Source organism: Chitinophaga sp. SVR4-12A, from assembly GCF_056754765.1.
In genome coordinates this window covers 1,745,348-1,764,205 of sequence record NZ_JBPGWP010000001.1, presented here as the reverse complement: position 1 = coordinate 1,764,205, position 18,858 = coordinate 1,745,348, and the positions used below count along the sequence as shown (strand labels likewise).

Annotated in this window: 9 protein-coding genes, 2 tRNA genes and 1 pseudogene; 4 read left to right on the top strand and 8 right to left on the bottom strand. The window is 49.8% G+C overall.

What is annotated here, in order from left to right; all coding sequences use genetic code 11:
• The first annotated feature begins 178 nt into the window (after positions 1-178).
• Complete coding sequence (locus ACR9Y8_RS07170) at positions 179-6,280, top strand: papain-like cysteine protease family protein (RefSeq protein ID WP_481212559.1); 6,102 nt, start codon at positions 179-181, stop codon at positions 6,278-6,280.
• A 66-nt stretch (positions 6,281-6,346) separates the two neighbouring features.
• On the opposite strand, the gene ACR9Y8_RS07165 is transcribed toward ACR9Y8_RS07170, so the two are convergent.
• From ACR9Y8_RS07165 to ACR9Y8_RS07150, 4 genes are all read right to left on the bottom strand, one after another.
• Positions 6,347-6,419: transfer RNA gene (locus tag ACR9Y8_RS07165), tRNA-Gly, on the bottom strand.
• Positions 6,420-6,484: 65 nt separating this feature from the next.
• Positions 6,485-6,994: a hypothetical protein gene (locus ACR9Y8_RS07160; protein WP_481212558.1), complete on the bottom strand. Its 510-nt coding sequence runs from the start codon at positions 6,992-6,994 to the stop codon at positions 6,485-6,487.
• 23 nt (positions 6,995-7,017) lie between these two features.
• A complete protein-coding gene (locus tag ACR9Y8_RS07155) occupies positions 7,018-7,800 on the bottom strand; it encodes a (Fe-S)-binding protein (protein WP_481212557.1) in 783 nt (260 codons plus the stop codon).
• 27 nt (positions 7,801-7,827) lie between these two features.
• Positions 7,828-9,144, bottom strand: coding sequence for a 4Fe-4S dicluster domain-containing protein (locus tag ACR9Y8_RS07150; protein ID WP_481212556.1), 1,317 nt, complete (start codon positions 9,142-9,144; stop codon positions 7,828-7,830).
• Positions 9,145-9,223: 79 nt separating this feature from the next.
• Between ACR9Y8_RS07150 and ACR9Y8_RS07145 the strand changes: the two genes are divergently transcribed.
• Entirely contained in the window at positions 9,224-9,721 is a 498-nt protein-coding gene (locus tag ACR9Y8_RS07145) for a phosphoribosyltransferase family protein (RefSeq protein ID WP_481212555.1), read from the top strand.
• A gap of 110 nt (positions 9,722-9,831) precedes the next feature.
• On the opposite strand, the gene ACR9Y8_RS07140 is transcribed toward ACR9Y8_RS07145, so the two are convergent.
• Positions 9,832-11,556, bottom strand: a complete 1,725-nt coding sequence (locus ACR9Y8_RS07140) for a phospho-sugar mutase (RefSeq protein ID WP_481212554.1) — start codon at positions 11,554-11,556, stop codon at positions 9,832-9,834.
• Positions 11,557-11,688: 132 nt separating this feature from the next.
• Here ACR9Y8_RS07140 and ACR9Y8_RS07135 point away from each other — a divergent pair.
• Positions 11,689-12,344 (top strand): annotated as a pseudogene (locus tag ACR9Y8_RS07135) (protein-L-isoaspartate(D-aspartate) O-methyltransferase).
• Positions 12,345-12,417: 73 nt separating this feature from the next.
• Here the strand turns inward: ACR9Y8_RS07135 and ACR9Y8_RS07130 are convergent.
• The 3 genes from ACR9Y8_RS07130 to ACR9Y8_RS07120 all read right to left on the bottom strand — a co-directional run bounded on the left by ACR9Y8_RS07130 (position 12,418) and on the right by ACR9Y8_RS07120 (position 18,594).
• A complete protein-coding gene (locus tag ACR9Y8_RS07130) occupies positions 12,418-14,904 on the bottom strand; it encodes a TonB-dependent receptor (RefSeq protein ID WP_481212553.1) in 2,487 nt (828 codons plus the stop codon).
• Positions 14,905-15,316: 412 nt separating this feature from the next.
• Positions 15,317-17,779, bottom strand: coding sequence for a TonB-dependent receptor (locus tag ACR9Y8_RS07125; RefSeq protein ID WP_481212552.1), 2,463 nt, complete (start codon positions 17,777-17,779; stop codon positions 15,317-15,319).
• Between the two features lie 224 nt (positions 17,780-18,003).
• Positions 18,004-18,594 carry a DUF445 domain-containing protein gene (locus ACR9Y8_RS07120; RefSeq protein ID WP_481212551.1) on the bottom strand — a complete coding sequence of 197 codons (591 nt, stop codon included), beginning with the start codon at positions 18,592-18,594 and terminating at the stop codon, positions 18,004-18,006.
• 148 nt (positions 18,595-18,742) lie between these two features.
• Here ACR9Y8_RS07120 and ACR9Y8_RS07115 point away from each other — a divergent pair.
• Positions 18,743-18,816, top strand: a tRNA-His gene (locus ACR9Y8_RS07115).
• Positions 18,817-18,858: the final 42 nt, after the last annotated feature.

The window sequence follows — 18,858 nt, the reverse complement described above, 5'->3', positions numbered from 1 at the left end:
AAGGGGTTTTTCAGTATTTATACGTCATTTTGTTAAATGCCAGGGTAAAAGTTTGCGTTGTATTTCCCAAGCATTAATTTCGCCTCCACAAAAAATATTGTAGCGAACTGAACCCCAAAAAAAATACTGACTAAAAGATCAGACCCCATACTTAATCACCAAAAACAAAACACGATCAATGTTAACACTCCAAAAGACCTTCCGCTATGGAGCGGACCCCTCGAAGTTACCATTCAGCAATGTCCCTATCCGTATCGGCTATCCTGTGTTTACCTTTAAGACCACACAAGCGCCTACCAGCGGCGGTATACAGGATATCACCCGGGAAACGGGCGCGAATGGATCCATCACCTTCTCTCAGCAGATGAGCAGCAAGGACTATTTTACCCCACTGCCTGAGGGAAGCATCTTCAGCCAGCAATATGCACTGCTAAGCCAGTTCTTCCAGTTCCACTTCAATGCATCTGCTGCTACGAACGTCACACTCAGCGACCTCTCAGTAAGCCTGAAGGTACAGTTTGAAGGCGCCGGTAGCGCTGCCAGCGCAGCTTCCGTGGAAGGCATCTATTTCCTGAAAGATCTGCAGCCGCCTTTAAGAGCAGCACGCTTGTCTTACGCAAGAGCCGCAGATGGGAACGATGAACTGTATATCAGCAAAAACCTCTATCTCATCAACAGGCAAAGCTACCTGGCTTTCCTGGACAGGTTTGGCGCAGTGGCGCAAGACCCGAAAGGTTTCTACCTGTTGTATGTGATCAATATGCTGGTAGATCTGAACGGAAAATCGCCGGCGCTGCGCACGGATATCGACGATGCCCTGAAAGCAAAGATCGCTGAGCTGTTGACGGGCTACGGCGTTGCGGAGGTAAGCAACGTGATGGAATATATCATCAGCAATTTCAATCAGCTGATAGATTTCCCGCTGGATATGCCCGAGCTGAAAACAGTAGATATTGCAGGTGAGTTCACCGTAGTAAGCACAGATGGCACTGAGATAGGATTTACAGACCTGCTGCTGTTCGACCTGTCTGCAGAATATGCTACCTACATTGGCGATAACGCTTCTGTCATGCAGATACAGCATTTTGACTGGATGGCGCACAAGAGCGATTTCCAGGACGACAAGATCAAATTTGCTTTTAATGAGGATAGCCCGCTGCTGCTGAGCAGTGTAGCCGGCAAGATCTCCGTGAAGGTGAAGAACTTTGACAAAGCCCTGGTATGGTCAAAGGAGTACCAACCCGATGACCCGGCATTGGCAAAGCTCGCAATATCCCTGCCACTGCAACGTCCCAACGTAATTACGGTAGGAGACAAGAGCGGCACAAAAGATGAGAACAAACGCTTAAGAGGACAGCTGGTAGAGCTCTCCAAAAAATGTAAGCTGAACGGCGCTACCGTGCTGATACAGGCTAAAAAAGCGGCAGACCAGCCCTGGCAGATCGTGGCTGCTGCAGATGCAGACAGCGCAGGTAATTTTTCGATGGCATACCCTTATGGCGTGTACGTTGCTGCACAGGCATTAGTGTCATTGACGCCAAACAGCCCGGTTGATATCAGCGTGGATCCCAACTCGCAGGATAACCAATCCATTGCTTCGGACTTCCTGTACCTGTTGCTGAAAGACCCCGAATGTGAAGCGCATGAGCATGAAGAAGAGGATTGTGAATGCCACTCCGTAAAAAAGTCCGGCCGCCTGCCCGGACATGAAGACCTGATCAACTCCGATCAATATTCGCAGGATATCGGCGGCTCCTGTGTGAACCTTTCCACTCCCAACCGTACCTTACGGGAATATAACTACCAGGCCATCGTACGTACTTCCGACCCGGACGTAGCCAACTACACCCTGAAAAAGCTGCCTAACGGAACTTATGAGCTGACAGGAGATAACAAGAAAATAAAACGTGCGGCCGTAGACCTGGATAATCCCATCCGCTGGCAGGATGCACCCGATGCAAACGAGCACCTTTCATTCTATCAGTCTGTAACTGTCGGCACCGGGCATATTCTCCATTATAAATCAGAGTTCAAGGCAGACGGCTATTCTATGGGCGACCTGCTGTATTCACTCGCCCTGGCGCCCGGACAAAAAAAGCAGATTGTGGTGATCGATGCCAACCATTCACTGGTAGGAGCAGAAACGCAGTCTATCGCACAGGGAGAAAGCCTGGCCGCTAACCTGATCAATGAACGGGCTATCACCGACGAGCTGGGAGGCAGTATCAGCGAAGCCCTGCGCGGCAGCAGCTCAGCCTCTACCAGCGGGGTAAGCGCAGGTTTAGGCGTTGGCGTAAGTTATGGAGGCATAGGCGCTTCCCTGGGCGTAGCCGGCGGCTATTCAAACGCTAACTCTTCCGCTTCGCAGAACAGCTCCCGTAACGTTTCCCAGTTCTTCGGGGAAAGACTTCGCCAGTCCATCATGCAGAACGCGGAAAGCTATCGCCAGCTCAATGCTTCGGTAGTAACGTCTGTAACAGAAGGACAATCCTACGGGGCTACAGCAGATGTAGTGGCCAACCATAACCACTGCCATGCTCTTACTATGATGTACTTTGAGGTGCTGCGCCACTTCGCCATCTACCAGGAGCTGACAGCAGTAGAGGAATGCGTGTTCGTGCCCCTGCTGATGACCAATTTCACCATGGAGAATATCCAGAAATGGTCAGACGTACTGGCTAAGCACCTGCTGCCCATGCCTTCCAGCACTTACCTGAGACCCTTCAGCTATCTGACGGGCCGCCCGCAGCACCCCCTGCTGAAAGGGTTTGACGCAATCGAAAGGATCAGGACCAACTACGCCAATGTGGATTATCCAACAGGCTCATACGACCAGGAACAGATCCAGTACATAAAAGGGCAGATCAATATCCGCACCAACCTCCAAAGGCCCAAAACCAAATACGACCGTATCAAGTCATTGCCCATTATCACCAAAACGGTGACCAAAGAAGTAATGGACGCCCGCAGCGTAGCAAAAAGCGCCGTGCTCGGGGTAGTGACCGGCGGTTTATCACTGCTGCTCGGCTCTGATGGCACCCGTACCGAAACAGAGGAGATCATGGCCAGGGAAAAGGTATTTGACGGCTTCATGCAACTGGACGCAAACTATGAATATGTGCCGCCTGCCCGTTGTATAAGGGTGAACAGCTTCGAGAACTTTACTTTAAAGCTGCCCTGGGGTAACATTAATATCGCCCCCATCGAATTCTTCCAGAACAGCGTGATCGATAAGAAGCTGTGGGACGCCTATGCATCCATACTTGGCTATAACGACACATTGGATATGCTGGATTATTATTTTAAAGGGCGCCTCATCTCCGAATGGGATGATATCTACTATAATGATATTGCTCCCGTTGTCTTTGACCGTATCGTTGAAGCCATCAAACTGCAGCACATTGCCACAGACATGACCAGCGCCTCCCGTTACAAGGGCGGTGAGCGCGTAATGCGCATTAACTTCAACGGCACTACCAGCAAGAGCAGGGCAGGATTTGACGACACCCTGCTGATGTTCTGCAACAGCCCTGTGGTAAAATCGCTGAAGAACCTCGTAACGCTTACAGTGGAGAATGTGCGGATTTCTTATTCTACTCCGCATTATAACGGTCTGCTTTACAGTGGCAACATCGGCGACGATATTCTCGACGATACTACCCTGTATATACCTGAGAACGCCGACGAGAAAAAAGACCCGCGTAAAGAGGACCGTTACCTGGCCCAGAAGTTGATCGATCACCTGAACAGCAACCTGGAGCACTACAACAAAGCGCTGTGGTATAACCTCGATGCAGACCGCCGTTTTATGCTGCTGGATGGTTTTAATATCCAGATATTTAACGGTTTTGGCGTACCGGTGGGCTTCAGAAGCCTGGCCTCTGTAGTGAAGAACCAGCTGATCAGCATTGTGGGCAACTCCCTGGTATTGCCCGTAGCGCCAGGTTACAAGGTGAGCCAGTCTTTCATCACCGAAGAAACAGGTGAAGGGGTAGAACAGGAAGTAACCCTGCTGGACCATTACCAGCCTCTCACGCCAGTGCCGCCCTACCGCATCAGCGTGCCTACCCGCGGCGTATTCATGGAAGCCGTACAAGGCGCCTGCGATGCCTGCGAAAAAGTAAAAGAGAACTCTTCACAGGACTGGACCAAGTTCGGAACAGACGAGCCGTCGCCGATCAATGCAATTACACCTCCAACGCCAACGGTAACCGACTGGAAAGCTGCTTTCAAAGACTTCGCTACCCCGATCGTGAACATCCAGAATGCACCGGCTACACCTGAGCCCGGGGCCGGATTGGCAGGATTGTCAGCGCTGTTAGGCAAGGGTGATGTGTTCAAGGATATTACCGGACTGGACGCCAACCAGCAGAATGCCATCAAGACCTACCTCTCCAACCAGGAAAATGCAAAAGCATTTGCCGAAATGGCAAAGAGCATGGCCATGCAGTCGCATAATACCGACAACTCCTCCAAGATCATGGATACGCTCAAGAACGCAAAAGATTCGGGCGCTATCAGCAATGAGGAATATGGTAAGCTGGTGAAAGAGCACCTGCAGCAGCAGATCGATGGTGGCGCTACCAAGAAAGCCGAGCTGGAAAAAGATAAAGCGGCCCAGAAACCTACACTTACCGATGCCGCTGTGAAAGCAGCCGACCAGGGTAAAGATGTGAAGGCCCAGAAAACGGACGCTGAAGGCAACGTGGAATCCGTTGAGATCAGCAGCGGAGGCAAAAGCGCTGTGCTGGCTGAAGTACACGGTGCAATACCTAAGATGAAGCAGGAGAATAATCTTGCCTGCTGGGCTACCGCCGCTACCATGATGGTGAGCTGGAAGATGAAGCAAACGCTGTCTGTAACCACCGTACTGGAAATGGCTGGCGACGAATACCTGCAGAAGTTTCTCAGCAAACAGGGGCTCAAATCAAGCGAAAAGGAAACCTTTATTGGCAAACTGGCGATGATAGGTGAGCCACCCGCAAGCTATCCGCTTCAACAGTACATCGACTGGGTGAAGGATTATGGTCCGCTGTGGATCACTACCGACTCCAGCCTGGCAGAAGGAAAATTCTCTGCACATGCCCGTATCCTCACAAAAATTGAAGGCTCCGGCAACCCGAATGGCTCCGGTACCTACTTTACCTTTATCGATCCTGCAACAGGAACAGAGAAGACAGAAGAGTTCCTGAATTTCATTGCAGCATTTGAACAGGCGGTAACAGATAATACATCAGACAAGCTCTTCGTGCAGATAGTACACTTCAAAGACAAGTATGAGGAAGATGGCGAAGGCTACCAGATCCAGGGTTCATGGAACGTACACTACCCGGTGCATGAGAACATTACAATGGCCGCATTGATCAATTCATCCGTTGGTACGCCCGGCGGCACAAAAGTAGGTAGCGATAAAGCGGTGAATGAATTCCTCCGGGGAGTGATATGGAATGACGACCCGGCCCTGTTGCTGTTCGATGATAACAAGTATGATAACTGGGACTTTTCCAGCGGCATTCTCTTTGCAAATAAATTTGACGCTGGTGGAAGCGCCAAATCCAATGACCTGAAGAACATTATCGGCAGGTCGCATTTCTGGGACCTGCAGTTCCTGCATGCAATGGCGTCTACCGTAGGTGAGGATCCGAAAAATACACAGGCCAAGGTACTGCTGTGGGTAGAAAGTATGTACAAGCTGTCAATAGGAGAGGGCATCCTGGATACAGATACACTGAAATCTGTGCCTGTTACCTCTAAATTCGGCAGCACTACCTATTCTTTCAGCACCTTCTTCAACGCTGCTACCGATCCGAACGATACTGCCACCATCAATACCTTGCTGAACCGCGGCTCTAAATGCATATTCCTGAATAACTCCAGGAGGGCGATAGGCTCTGTGATGCACATTATCCAGGATTCATTTGCAAGGGGGCATGTTAAACGCAAGCTGAAGAACCCTGGTGATCTGAAACCCGGCACTACCGATGAATTCCAGCCTGGTAAGTACGGCGACTTCGGCGACATTGAAACATTCCATACTTATAAAGGACAGGATCATGATGAGCACGACAAGTATGATATTTATGATGCCAGCCTTTTCAATACCAGCAAACTGGAAACGTTCAACAGCCTGTTAGGCGCCAGAAATGCGATTGACTATTGCATCCGGCTGCTTAATTTCTGGAAAGCCAGAACACCTTATGCAAATGGACCGAAAGCTATGTTTGAAAATGAAATATTCAAACTGGCTCCCGGCGCTACACCTGCAGACACGGGTATCTAAAGGCGGATGTTAAAAATTAAGCCGGTTAGAAAGCGAAAGCTTTTTAACCGGCTTTTTCATTTATTGAGCGGAAAACGGGGCTCGAACCCGCCACCTACGGCTTGGGAAGCCGTCGCTCTACCGAATGAGCTATTTCCGCTTGTAACCGGCTTATTTCCAGGGAAATAAACCGGAATGCAATATAAATAATTTCATTCAACCAAACTAAGCCGTCTGCAACTTCTTCATCACCCAGCTATCCTTCACCGGGATCAGCCACTGCCGTTCCATCTCCTCTTTGGTAAGCACGGTGTTGTTCAGGTACAGGGTATCTTCATTGATGAAGCCTTTTTCAAAGGCATACCCTACCTGGGCCAGGGGTAGCAGCTCGATCTTGTCGTTCACCATAAAGCCCAGCAGCAGGCGGTCAAAAAGATTCACCTCATACTGCCTTTCCAGGCTTTTAATAATACGAACAGAACTATCTGTGCTGCAACCGCTTACGCCGGTAGCGCTCTCGTCTGCCATCACAACAATCACCTGGTTGAACAGCAGCTTAGCCCAGCCTTGTACACGGTCGCCGTGCGACAGCCACTGGCTGGCAAACTGGTGCAGTTGTTCATTGATCTCAAGGGCTTCCCGCTCATTGAACGGGCGGTTAGACTGGTATATCCATACCCGTGACGTAGGTGAAAAGTCAGCAGGTAATAATTGTTTTAGTTCTTGTATCATCATACCACAAAATTACAACATTCACATTAATCGCCCAGCTGCCTGGCAATGATCTCCGCAATATCCAGCACCTGCACGCTTTCTTCCTTGCCTTGCTCCTTTACGCCGTCTGTCAGCATGGTCATGCAGAAAGGGCAATTGGCCGCAATCACCGATGCGCCGGTGGCCACTGCCTCACGGCCGCGTTCAAAGTTAACGCGGGTAGTGCCCTTTTCCTCTTCCTTGAACATCTGTGCGCCGCCTGCACCACAGCACAATCCTTTGCTACGGCAGCGTTTCATTTCCACCAGTTCGGCGTCCAGTGCCTCCAGCACCTTGCGGGGAGCCTCATATATATTATTGGCCCTGCCCAGGTAGCAGGAATCATGATAGGTGATCTTCTTTCCCTTAAAGCTGCCGCCTTCCAGCAGTCTTATCTTCCCTTCATCTATCAGCTGCTGCAGGAAAGTGGTATGGTGTATTACCTCGTAATTACCGCCCAGCTCCGGGTATTCGTTGCGGATAATATTAAAGCAGTGCGGACATGCAGTGACGATCTTTTTCACGCCATAGCCGTTCAGCACCTGTATATTATTCTGCGCCATCATCTGGAAAATAAACTCATTACCGGCCCTGCGCGCAGGATCTCCGGTGCAGCTTTCTTCCTTTCCAAGTATGGCAAAGCGGATCCCTGCTTTTTCCAGTATAGTGGCAAATGCTTTAGTGATCTTTTGTGCCCGCTGATCGAAGCTACCCGCACATCCAACCCAAAAGAGGACCTCCGGTGATTCGCCTCCGGCGGCGTATTCTGCCATGGTTTTAATAGTCATAATCTTTATTTGCAGTAATTACGGGTTTCAGTTTTCAAAGGCCCATTTATCCCGGTCGTCAGGAGAGAATTTCCAGGGCGCCATATTATTCTCGATATTGCTGAACATCATGTTCCATTCAGCCGGTGCGCTGGATTCTTCCATCACCAGCTGCCTGCGCATTTGCAGGATGATATGCAGCGGATTGATGCCTACCGGGCACTCCTGCACACAGGCATTGCACGACGTGCAGGCCCGCAGCTCTTCTTCAGAGATATAATCGCGTAGCAGCGCTTTACCGTCATCCTGGAAACTACCATTCTTATTAATGTTACGGCCTATCTCTTCTGCCCGGTCGCGGGTATCCATCATGATCTTGCGGGGAGAGAGTTTTTTACCGGTGATATTCGCCGGGCAGGCAGCTGTACAGCGCCCGCACTCCGTACAGCTGTAAGCATCCAGCAGGTTCTTCCAGGTAAGGTCCGGCACATCTTTAGCGCCGAACTTGGGCACTGTATCTGAAGGCGGCTCGCTGGCAGCCAGTTCGGGCTGCAGCATCAGCTGTACTTCTTTCTGAACGGCAGGCATGTTCTCCATCTTGCCCTTAGGCCGTACATCTGTATAATAAGTGTTCGGGAAGGCCAGTACAATATGCAGGTGCTTGGAATAAGGCAGGTAGTTCAGGAAAGCCAGTACCCCTAATATATGCAGCCACCAGCAGGTTCTTTCCAGGGCTGCCAGGCGGCTGTTGGAAAGCCCGTCCAGCATAGGCGCCAGCATACCGGAGATCCAGAAATGACCGGTAGCAATATAATGCTCGGCTCCCCGTGATTGCAATACCTGGTCTGCCGAGTTCATGGTAAGGAACAACAGCATCAGCACAATCTCCGTGATCAGTATATAATTGGCGTCTGAACGGGGCCAGCCATCCAGGTCATGGCTCATAAAACGCCTTAGCTTCAGGATATTACGGCGAATAAGGAAGATAGCGCAGCCGGCCAGCACCAATACGGCCAGCACCTCAAAACAGCCTATCAGCACAGGATACAAAGCGCCCAGGAAAGGAGTGAACAGGCGATGTGTGCCCAATACGCCGTCGAGGATGATCTCAAGGATCTCTAAGTTGATGATTACGAAGCCCGCATATACGAAAAAATGCAGTACAGCTACCAGGGGCTTACGGAACATTTTCTGTTGACCGAAAGCAAGCAATAACACATTCCGCCAGCGTTCGGCTGGCGTGCCATAGGGGCTGATATCCCGCCCCAGGAGTATATTACGCCTGATCTCCTTCGCTTTGCGGACAAATAAGTATACGGCTGCTACAAATGCAATGACAAATAAAAGCTGCTGTACAAAATGCATATATCAGATTTGGTACCAGCAATGTAAGTAAATTTTCGGACTCCAAAATTTACTACTTTACAGCCTCTAAAGCCATCATATGGGTACCAAGAATGTGATCCTCACAGAAGATATCATACAAAAGAAGCTGAAGCGTATTGCTTATGAGATCTATGAGCATAACAGCGGAGAAACAGAGCTGATATTGGTAGGCATATGGGACAGAGGCCTGATCCTCACCCACAAAATAGCCGCCATCCTGCAGGAGATCGCGCCCTTTAAGATCCGTATTATAGAGCTGCGGCTGGATAAACAGCATCCCCTGGAGATCAGTCTCTCCGAAACAATTGATATTACCGGTAAAGTAGTGGTATTGATAGACGATGTGGCTAACTCCGGCAGAACCATGCTCTACGCCCTGAAGCCCTTCCTGCAGTACCTTCCTAAAAAGATACAAACCGCGGTCCTGGTAGACCGCAAACATAAATCCTTCCCCTTATCAGTCGATTTTGTTGGCTATTCCCTTGCTACCACGCTCCAGGAGATGGTGATGGTAGATGTAGAAGGAGAAGAAATACGCTCCGCGTATTTAGTTTGAGGTTTGAAGTTTGATGTTTGAGGTTCAGGGCTAGTGCCATTCATTAAGGCAACTTTTCCTGAACCTCTGACTTTTAACGAACCTCAGACCTCAAACCTCAAACCTCAAACTTATTTCAATTTCATATCTTTTATAATCCCCTGTATCTTCTCATCCAACTGCCCATTCACCTTATCAAAATCTTTCTTGTCCGCCAGCGGTAGCTGTACGCTGAAATAGAATTTGATCTTCGGCTCTGTACCGGATGGACGGGCAGAGATCTTGCTGCCATCTTCCAGGATAAACTGCAATACATTGGAGCGGGGCAGCTCGATCGGGTCGATCTTGCCTGTAGCCAGGTCTTTGGCCTGCTGCAGCTCGTAATCATACAGCTTCACCACTTTGGAACCGTTGATAGTAGTGGGAGGTGCTTCGCGGTAACCGCGCATCATCTCTGCGATCTCCTCGGCGCCCTTCATACCCTTCTTGGTGATGGAGATGAGCTGCTCCTTATAGAAACCGTACTTCACATAGATATCGATCAGCTGCTCGTATAATGAACGGCCTTCGTTACGGGCATAAGCGGCCATTTCAGAGATCATGGCTACGGAGGCAACGGCGTCTTTGTCGCGCACATTATCACCGATCATATAACCGTAAGATTCTTCACCGCCGCAGATGAACTTTTCCTTTCCTTCTTTCTGGCGGATCATATCTGCGATCCATTTAAAGCCGGTCAGCACGTTATAGCAGTTCATCCCGTTTCTGGCGGCAAATACATCGATCAGGTCAGAGGTGACGATGGTTTTGCCTACAAAGTCCGTAGGGCCCGCGAGGCCTTTTTGTTTGCGGCCTTCTATAATATAATTGAACAGCAGCACAGCGGTCTGGTTACCATTCAGCAGGGTCCACTCTCCTTTGATGTCTTTCACCGCAATGCCTACACGATCCGCGTCAGGATCGGTACCCAGCAGAAGGGCGGCATCCAGCTCTTTAGCCTTTTTAAGGCCAATGCTCATGGCTTCCGACTCTTCGGGGTTGGGATATACCACGGTAGGGAAGTTACCGTCAGGCGTAGCCTGTTCTTCCACTACATGCACATTGGTAAAGCCAAAGCGTTTTAAGATCTCGGGTACCAGGGTAATGCCGGTACCGTGGATGGGGGTGTAAACAATCTTCATATCGTGCTGGGCCGCGATCACGTCCGGGTTGATAGACATTCCTTTCAGCACCTGCAGGTAGGCTTCGTCCACTTCTTTGCCGATGAGGGTGATATTCGCCTCGCCGCCGCTCCATTTCACGTCGTCGATAGAAGAAATTTTTTCTACTTCCCTGATCACATTTTTATCGTGCGGGGGCACCAGCTGTCCGCCGTCGTCCCAGTAAGCCTTATATCCATTGTATTCTTTCGGGTTGTGGGAGGCGGTCAGTACGATCCCACCCTGGCATTTCAGGTGGCGGATGGTGAAAGACAGCTCCGGGGTGGGGCGGAGGCTCTCAAAAAGGAACACTTTAATACCATTGGCGGCCATTACATTGGCCGCTACTTCAGCAAAGAACCGGCTGTTGTTACGGCTGTCATGGGCGATGGCGATCTTTATTTCTCCGGAAAAAGCCTGTTTCAGGTAGTTGGCAAAGCCCTGGGTGGCCATCCCTACGGTGTATTTGTTCATACGGTTGGTTCCTACCCCCATAATACCGCGCAGACCACCGGTACCGAATTCCAGGTTACGGTAAAAGGCGTCGGCCAGCTCATCGGGATTGCCCTGCTTCAGTTTCTCTACGGCTGCCACTGTCTCCGCATCAAACCCGCCATTCAGCCACTGCTTTACTTTGTTTTCAATAATAGTATCCATGGTCCTAAATTATTTGTGGTCAAATATAAAGAGTAAAAAACGTATTTCCTGTGGTCCCCTCTTCCTAATGTTAGTAAAAACAAGTATTCCACATATCATTGAAAATTGGGGGTATTGGTTAATTTTGCGGCTATGAGGCGGTACGAAGATTCCTATAAGCAAAAAGGATTACGCAAACAATTGGTAGATAGCATCCGGCAGAAAGGTATAACAGACGAAAATGTATTAGCGGCCATCAACAACATTCCCAGGCATTATTTCCTGGATACAGCTTTTGAGAGCATTGCTTATGAAGACAGGGCTTTCCCGATAGGGGAGGATCAGACCATTTCCCAGCCCTATACGGTAGCCTATCAGACCCAATTGCTCGAGGTAAAGCCTTTCGAAAAGATCCTGGAAATAGGCACCGGCAGTGCTTACCAGGCTTGCGTGCTGGGAGAGCTTAAAGCCAATGTGTTCACCATAGAACGGCAGAAAAAGCTGTTTGACCTGGTAAAGCAGTTCCCTTTTAAATCCCGTTACCCTACCATCCGTTTCTTTTACGGCGATGGTTACGAGGGCCTGCCCACCTTTGCCCCCTTCGATAAGGTGCTGGTAACGGCGGCCGCCCCCAGATCCCCGAAAAATTGCTAAAACAAATGAAAATAGGCGGGATGATGGTCATCCCCGTCGGCGCCCAGGAGGTACAGCGCATGCTGCGTATCACTAAAAAGGGGGAAGATGAGTATGAACAGGAAACCTTTGATAACTTCTCCTTTGTGCCGATGCTGGCGGGGAAGAGGTCATAAAGCTATTAGCTGTTAGCTGTTAGCCGCTAGCTGCTAGCCGCTAGCTGCCAGCAGCTAATAGCTAAGGGCTCTCCTACAGCTGCTGCTGCCTATCCCCCTCCCTTATCGGCGCTCCCTCTTCCTCCGGAAGTTCCGTATGCTTTTTCTTCTTGAACATATTGGGATCCATTTTGCCAAAGCGGTAACGGAGGTTCAGCCGGATGAACCGCGTAGTGCGTTTCCGGTCATAATCCTGTATAAAGGCCTCCGTTTCGTAATGCTGGCTGAACTGCTGTGTGTTCAGGATATCTGAAATATTCAGGGAGATGGCCAGGGCGTTGTTCTTCAGCATTTCTTTACGGATGCCCAGGTCCATGCCGTTCATGGCTTTGAAAGTACCCTGGGGCAGTACCCTGGGCGACTGGTAATGACCCTGCAGCTGTACATTGAACCGGGCTGGTAATCGCAGGTTGCTGTTCACATTCAGTCCATAGGTCAGGTACTCATTGGAAAGGCTGGGCACATTGTCCGGACCGGTCAGCCGGCTGTATTCCACGTTCAGGTTGCTGGTCACATCCCACCAGCGGAAGATATGCAGCTGGTAGGTGAAATTACCGCCCCAATCCTGGTCAGTAGCCAGGTTCATAGGCTTGGTAGTGGTAACGCCGGTAGTGGTATCCAGGGTGCTGATACGGTCTATATCGTCGTTGGCCTGCGAATAGTACACGCCCGTGTTCAGGAAGTCCCTGGAATCCGGGAAGTACCGCGAATAGTTCATCTCGAACTTATGGGTAATAGAGGGCTGCAGGTCCGGGTTGCCCATGCGCAGGTTCTGCGGGTCTGAGTTATTGGTGTAGGGCAGCAGCTCGTCAAAATTGGGCCGGTCTACCCTTGTGGCATAGTTAAATATTAAGCTCTGGTTTTGGTTATTGGGCAGGTTATACTTCAGGAACACGCTGGGGAAAACATTGAAGAATTTGTTGTCCACAGAAGTGTCGCGGCTGAAAGAATACCCTTTCAGCCGGGCTTGTTCCACCCTTACACCCACCTGGTAGCCCAGGTTGCCCAAAGCGCCGGCCAGGTTGGCATAACCCGCGTAAACGTCCTGCTTATACTCGTAAGTATTGGAAAGCTGCTGGCTTTGCTCATACTGTTTTGTGTCCCAGTTATAGAGCATCGCAATATAATCGTTCTCATTCTTTTGCGAGGTGCCTTTAAAGCCCGCTTCAAACTTTCCCTTTTCTCCCAGCGGTGTGGTGTAATCTGTCTGCACGTTCCAGAATTGGTTCTGGCTGCGCCCTGTATTCTGCTGCTGGTCAGGATTTGCTGCGCTGCTGCCTGGCTTTTCATACAGCGTATAGTACTGGCTGTTATTATTGCCCTTGTTGTTGCTATAGCTGATGTAAGCCGTCAGTTCTTCATTCTGTTTATTGGTAGTGTGACGGAAGTTAAGGTTGGTATTATTATTCGGGTTGAAATAATTACTGCTGTTATTACGATTGCCGGAGCGGAGCGAGTGCCTGTCCGCATCCAGGTAGTTCAGCAGGATATGATTCTCATTATTGCCGTTGTTAAAATTAATGCCTTCGGAGAGGGTGATGGTATTATGATCATCGAGATAATAATCCAGTCCGAGTCTTCCGCCATGAGAACCGTCGCTGTTGTGGCTCTGGTTCACCTGGGTGAAGTAGGAGGTATTAGAACTATCCGGTACCAGGTTCTGGCGGTTACTGAAACCGCTGCCTGCCTGTGTGCCATAACGTCCGTAGTAGTTGGCGAAGAAATTGAACCTGCGCATACGTAGACTGGCGTTGGCGCCGCCGTTCACTTGTCCGCGGGTAGCTACGCCGCCGTTCAGCATTACATTATAACCGATGGCTTTGTCTTTTTTCAGTACGATGTTGATGATGCCGCCGCCGCCCTGTGCTTCAAACTTGGCGGAAGGATTGTTGATCACTTCCACGCGGTCGATGGTTTCTGCGGGGATCATCTGCAACGCTGTTTTAGCATCGCCAAAAGGAGAGGGCTTGCCGTCTACATAAATGGTGACGCTTTTACCGCGCAGTGATATATTATCGTCGATATCCACTTCCACGCTCGGGATGTTTTTCAGTATATCCGTTCCCGTGCCTCCGTCTGCTGTCACCAGGCTGCCCGCGTCAAACACTTGCCGGTCTATCTGCATGGAGAAGGAAGGTTTCTCTGCTTTTACCTCAACGGTAGACAATACTTTACCTCCCGCGTGCATACGCAGCGCGCCTACTGCCAGGGATGGCTTACCTGCAGTTACACTCAGGTCTTTTTCCATTTTATCATAGCCCATGAAAGTAATGCGCAGCACATAATTGCCGGGCTTCACCGCATCAAAATTGAAGTTGCCGTTGGCGGCGGTATACATGCCATATGCTACGCTGGAATCGGGTTTATGAAGCAGTACAACGGATGCAAATTCTACCGGCTTATTGGTAGCAGCATCTACTGCCTTGCCGGAAATCTTAGTTGAGTTGGTATTGCCGCTCTGCGCTATACTGTAATAACTACAGCATAGTAGCGAGCAAACAAACAATAAGCGCCTGTTCATGGTTAGTGGAATAATAGCATTGATCTGGTCGTAAAATTATTCAACAAGCGCTTAAACAAAATCGATTTATGATAAACGGTAGCAAAATCAGGTGGCAGTGGGAAGTTAGAGTTGACAGTTATCAGTTGACAGTTATCAGTTGACAGTTGTCAGTTGACAGTGGGTAGCGAGCTCGTTAGCTATTAAGTTAATAAAAAGAGCCAGCTCCATTGGAGCCGGCCTTATATATTGGTTGATGAGAGAAGAATAATTATTCAAACCACATAATCATCGCTGCGATGACTGACAACTGTCAACTGACAACTGTCAACTGATAACGCTTAACTAATTCATACCCGGGTCGCTCTGCAAATTCTGCATATTCTCCCGTTCAGACTTCATATTCTTGCGTTTAAAGATCTGCGCATCGAATTTACCGAAGCGGTAACTGAAGGTGAGGCGCAGTATGCGCGAACTCACGCTTACGGATGTAGTCTTGTACAAAAGCAGGCGCTGCCTGGTTCAGCTCGTACTGGCGGGTATTGAACACATCAGAAACAGCAAGTGTAAGCGAAGCAGTTTTGTTCTTCAGGAAATCTTTTTTCAGACCCGCATCCACGCTGCTCATGCCTTTGATAGTGCCTTGTGCAGAAACGGGCACCATCCCGAAACCGCCGCCACCGCCGCCGCGGCCACCACCACCGCCACCGCCGGAAGGCAGCGCGATCGTAGGCGCCTGGTAGTTACCGCTGATCTGCAGAGTGAAATTAGCCGGCAGTTTCAGCTCTGAATTGATCTTCGCCATCCAGCTGAAATTGCTGTTCTTATAATCCCGTTTATCCTGCGAATAGCTCAGCTCTGTCTGGTACAGGTTCACGTTGGTGGTAAGGTCCCAGATCTTGAAGAAGGTATTCTTCAAAGTGAGCTCAGCGCCATAGTTGTTGTTGTTATTGGCGTTGGTAAAGCTGGTAAGCAGGGTATCGGTACCTATCGGTGTGCTGATCGCAGAGATCAGGTTATTGGTATTGCGATAGTACACGGTTCCCAGGAAGTTGGCAGTTTTCCAGTTCTTTACATAAGACAGCTCCACGCTGTTGGTGTATTCCGGCCGCAGGTTCGGGTTACCTTCACGTTGATTCAGCGGATCGCTGTAGTCGCGGTAGGGGATCAGCTGGAAGAAGTTAGGCCGGGTTACGCGGCGGGAGTAGTTCAGCTGCAGTTCCTGGTCGTTCTTCATCTTCTGTGACAGGTACAGGCTGGGGAAGAAACCCGGCGTAGCTTTGGTAGGCTTGAACTTCATGCCTTCGCTGGGGATCTCGCCGGAGTATACATACTGCTCTACGCGCAAACCAGCCTGGTAGCCGAAGTTACCACGGGTGCCTGCGTAATTCACATATCCTGCATAGATCTGCTCCTTGTATTTATAATCGTTGGAGAGCAGGTTGTTGAAATGAAAATCCTTCGTAGTGGTGTCCTGGTCAAACACGTTATACACGCTGGTATAGTTACGCAGGGTGGTCTTCAGGCCTGCTTCCAGTTTACCGTTCTTACCGATAGGATCAGTGTAGTCCGTCTGGATGGTAATGAAGGTAGTATGGCCGTCAGAGTTATTGGTCTGGTACATGGACTGCGCCAGTGGGGTATTATTAATATCCACCGGCTGGCTAAGGAAGCTGCCGTTGCGGTCGTTATTGCTGCGGTTAAAGTTAACGTCGGCGGTCCATTCCCGGTTAGGCTCTGCAAAGGTATGCTTGAAGCCCAGCTGGGAAGTATAGTTGCGGAAACCGAACTGGTTGTTGTTAAGACGCGAGCTCATGGAATCACCTTTGTTGAAGGAGCTGAGCAGGTCTTCGTAATTCCTGAACTTACCGTCCACGATGTTCTGCGAAACAGAAATGGTGTTACGGTTATCCAGGTAGAAATCCAGCCCGATGCGCCCAAACTGGAAGCGGGGCGAGGTACGGCTGTCGCTTTCCTGGTGAAGGCTGCTGGTGCCGTTGTTAATGAAATTGGTACGGTCGGTGGTGCCATTGCCCCAGAAGCGCTGGGAGTTCATCATGTAGTTGGCGAAGAAGTTCACTTTCCCCTGGCGGATGTTGATATTGCCGCCTCCGTTATATTTATCGCCTGTTCCAACCCCCGCCATCAGCATACCGTTAATACCAGCCCGCTTGTTCTTTTTAAGCACGATGTTGATAATGCCCGACATCCCTTCCGCATCATATTTGGCCGAAGGGTTGGTGATGAGCTCAACGCTTTCAATAGCGTCTGCGGGTATCTGATCGAGGGTAAGGGTAGAGGGCTTGCCGTCTACAAAGATGTTCGGCGAAGCGTTACGAACCGTCACATTGCCGTCGATATCAACGTTCACAGCCGGTACGTTCTTCAGCACGTCCTGTGCGGTACCGCCTACGCTGGTGAGATTGCGGTCTACATTGAACACCTTTTTATCGATGCCCATTTGGAAGGCGCTTTTTTCGCCGGTCACTTCTACCGTGGCCAGTAATTTGGCGTCTGGTTTAAAGCGGATATTACCGAGGTCCTGGTCAAAGGTCTGCGGACTGATAGCGATCTTCCTGTAGATGGTTTCGTATCCCATAAAGGAGATCCGCATATTGAAAGTGCCCAGCGGAAGGCTTTCCAGGCTGAACTCACCGTTCTCTTTCGTCAACATGCCGCTCACCACGCTGGAATCGCGCAGTTTCAGCAGGGCTACGGAAGCGTAAGGAACAGGCTTTTTAGTGTTGGCATCCACCAGCTTGCCGTAGATATGGCCTATCTGCGGCATGTTCTGGCGTTGTCCGTTGGGGGCGCCGCCCCGTCCGCCGGCGCCGCCGGCAGGAATAGCAGGTATCTGTGCATGCAGGGAAGCTATTCCAAGGAGAACAGCGACCATGGTTAAGTACCATTTTTTCATCATCTATCGTATGCTTTTATTCGTTGGTCTTTGTAAAAGGGGATTTGTTACACTGCACACGGTGTCCTACCCGAAATCCGGAGGCAAAATTACGGGCATTCTATATGAGTGGCAGGGTAATATGACGAATGGGCCTTTTAGCCCGGGGAAGTCGTAAAAAAAGGCGGTAAAAGGTCTTAACAGTAATTAACAATCGTGCGCGTTTAGAAGGTCATCAGCAGCTGGATCACACCGATGACAAAGCCCAGCACGCCGCCGATGATCTCTACAAAGCGGAATTCCCTGGACATGATCCCGTTCAGGATCTGTTCCAGCTTATCAGAAGAAAAGGCGCTTACTTTTTCGGTGACAATGCGTTCCAGGTCCAGGTCGTCTTTGGTGTTCTGCAGGTATTTATCGATCATGATAGGGAAGAGGTTATCCAGTTCCACTACCAGTACATCCTTGATCTGTTTGATGGTGCTGTCGCCTATGAACATGGATAACACCGGCATGGCATCCGGCAGCTTTACGCGGAGGAATTGCTCCAGGTGATCTTCTACCAGGGGGATAATGCTTTTCACCTTTTGCGGGTCTGTCAGCTTCTGGCGGATATCATCAAAAGACAGCAGTTCATCTGCCACCAGCTTACCCAGTTTTTCAGCAAACTGCCGTTGCCGTTTGGGGAAGATACCCTGCAGCGTCATAAAGCCAAGGTTCTTCGGTTCCCGCGGGTGAAACAGCATCTTAATGGCAATCCAGTTAGTAAACCATCCTATAAAAGCTGAAATAAAGGGTATCAGGTATATTGACATCTTTGCCAGGCTTGTTTTTTTGCGAGGGCAAAGAAAACGAAAAAAACTGGGATAACTTTTTTTCTGTTATCATTTGGAAATTGCATTTGAATTATCTTATCTTTGCAATCCCGAAAAAGGGGGTACTGATAAAAAAGTGCTGTAAATGGTGGCCATAGCTCAGTTGGTTAGAGCACCAGATTGTGGTTCTGGGGGTCGTGGGTTCGAACCCCATTGGCCACCCACCAAATGAAATTTCCGAAAGGGCTTCTTGAAAAAGAGGCC

Coding starts and splice junctions, on each gene's coding strand:
- ACR9Y8_RS07140 (WP_481212554.1), bottom strand. CDS start 11,556: ATGGATACTATTATTGAAAACAAAGTAAAGCAGTGGCTGAATGGCGGG.
- ACR9Y8_RS07160 (WP_481212558.1), bottom strand. CDS start 6,994: ATGATGATACAAGAACTAAAACAATTATTACCTGCTGACTTTTCACCT.
- ACR9Y8_RS07120 (WP_481212551.1), bottom strand. CDS start 18,594: ATGTCAATATACCTGATACCCTTTATTTCAGCTTTTATAGGATGGTTT.
- ACR9Y8_RS07125 (WP_481212552.1), bottom strand. CDS start 17,779: ATGGTCGCTGTTCTCCTTGGAATAGCTTCCCTGCATGCACAGATACCT.
- ACR9Y8_RS07170 (WP_481212559.1), top strand. CDS start 179: ATGTTAACACTCCAAAAGACCTTCCGCTATGGAGCGGACCCCTCGAAG.
- ACR9Y8_RS07130 (WP_481212553.1), bottom strand. CDS start 14,904: ATGAACAGGCGCTTATTGTTTGTTTGCTCGCTACTATGCTGTAGTTAT.
- ACR9Y8_RS07155 (WP_481212557.1), bottom strand. CDS start 7,800: ATGACTATTAAAACCATGGCAGAATACGCCGCCGGAGGCGAATCACCG.
- ACR9Y8_RS07150 (WP_481212556.1), bottom strand. CDS start 9,144: ATGCATTTTGTACAGCAGCTTTTATTTGTCATTGCATTTGTAGCAGCC.
- ACR9Y8_RS07145 (WP_481212555.1), top strand. CDS start 9,224: ATGGGTACCAAGAATGTGATCCTCACAGAAGATATCATACAAAAGAAG.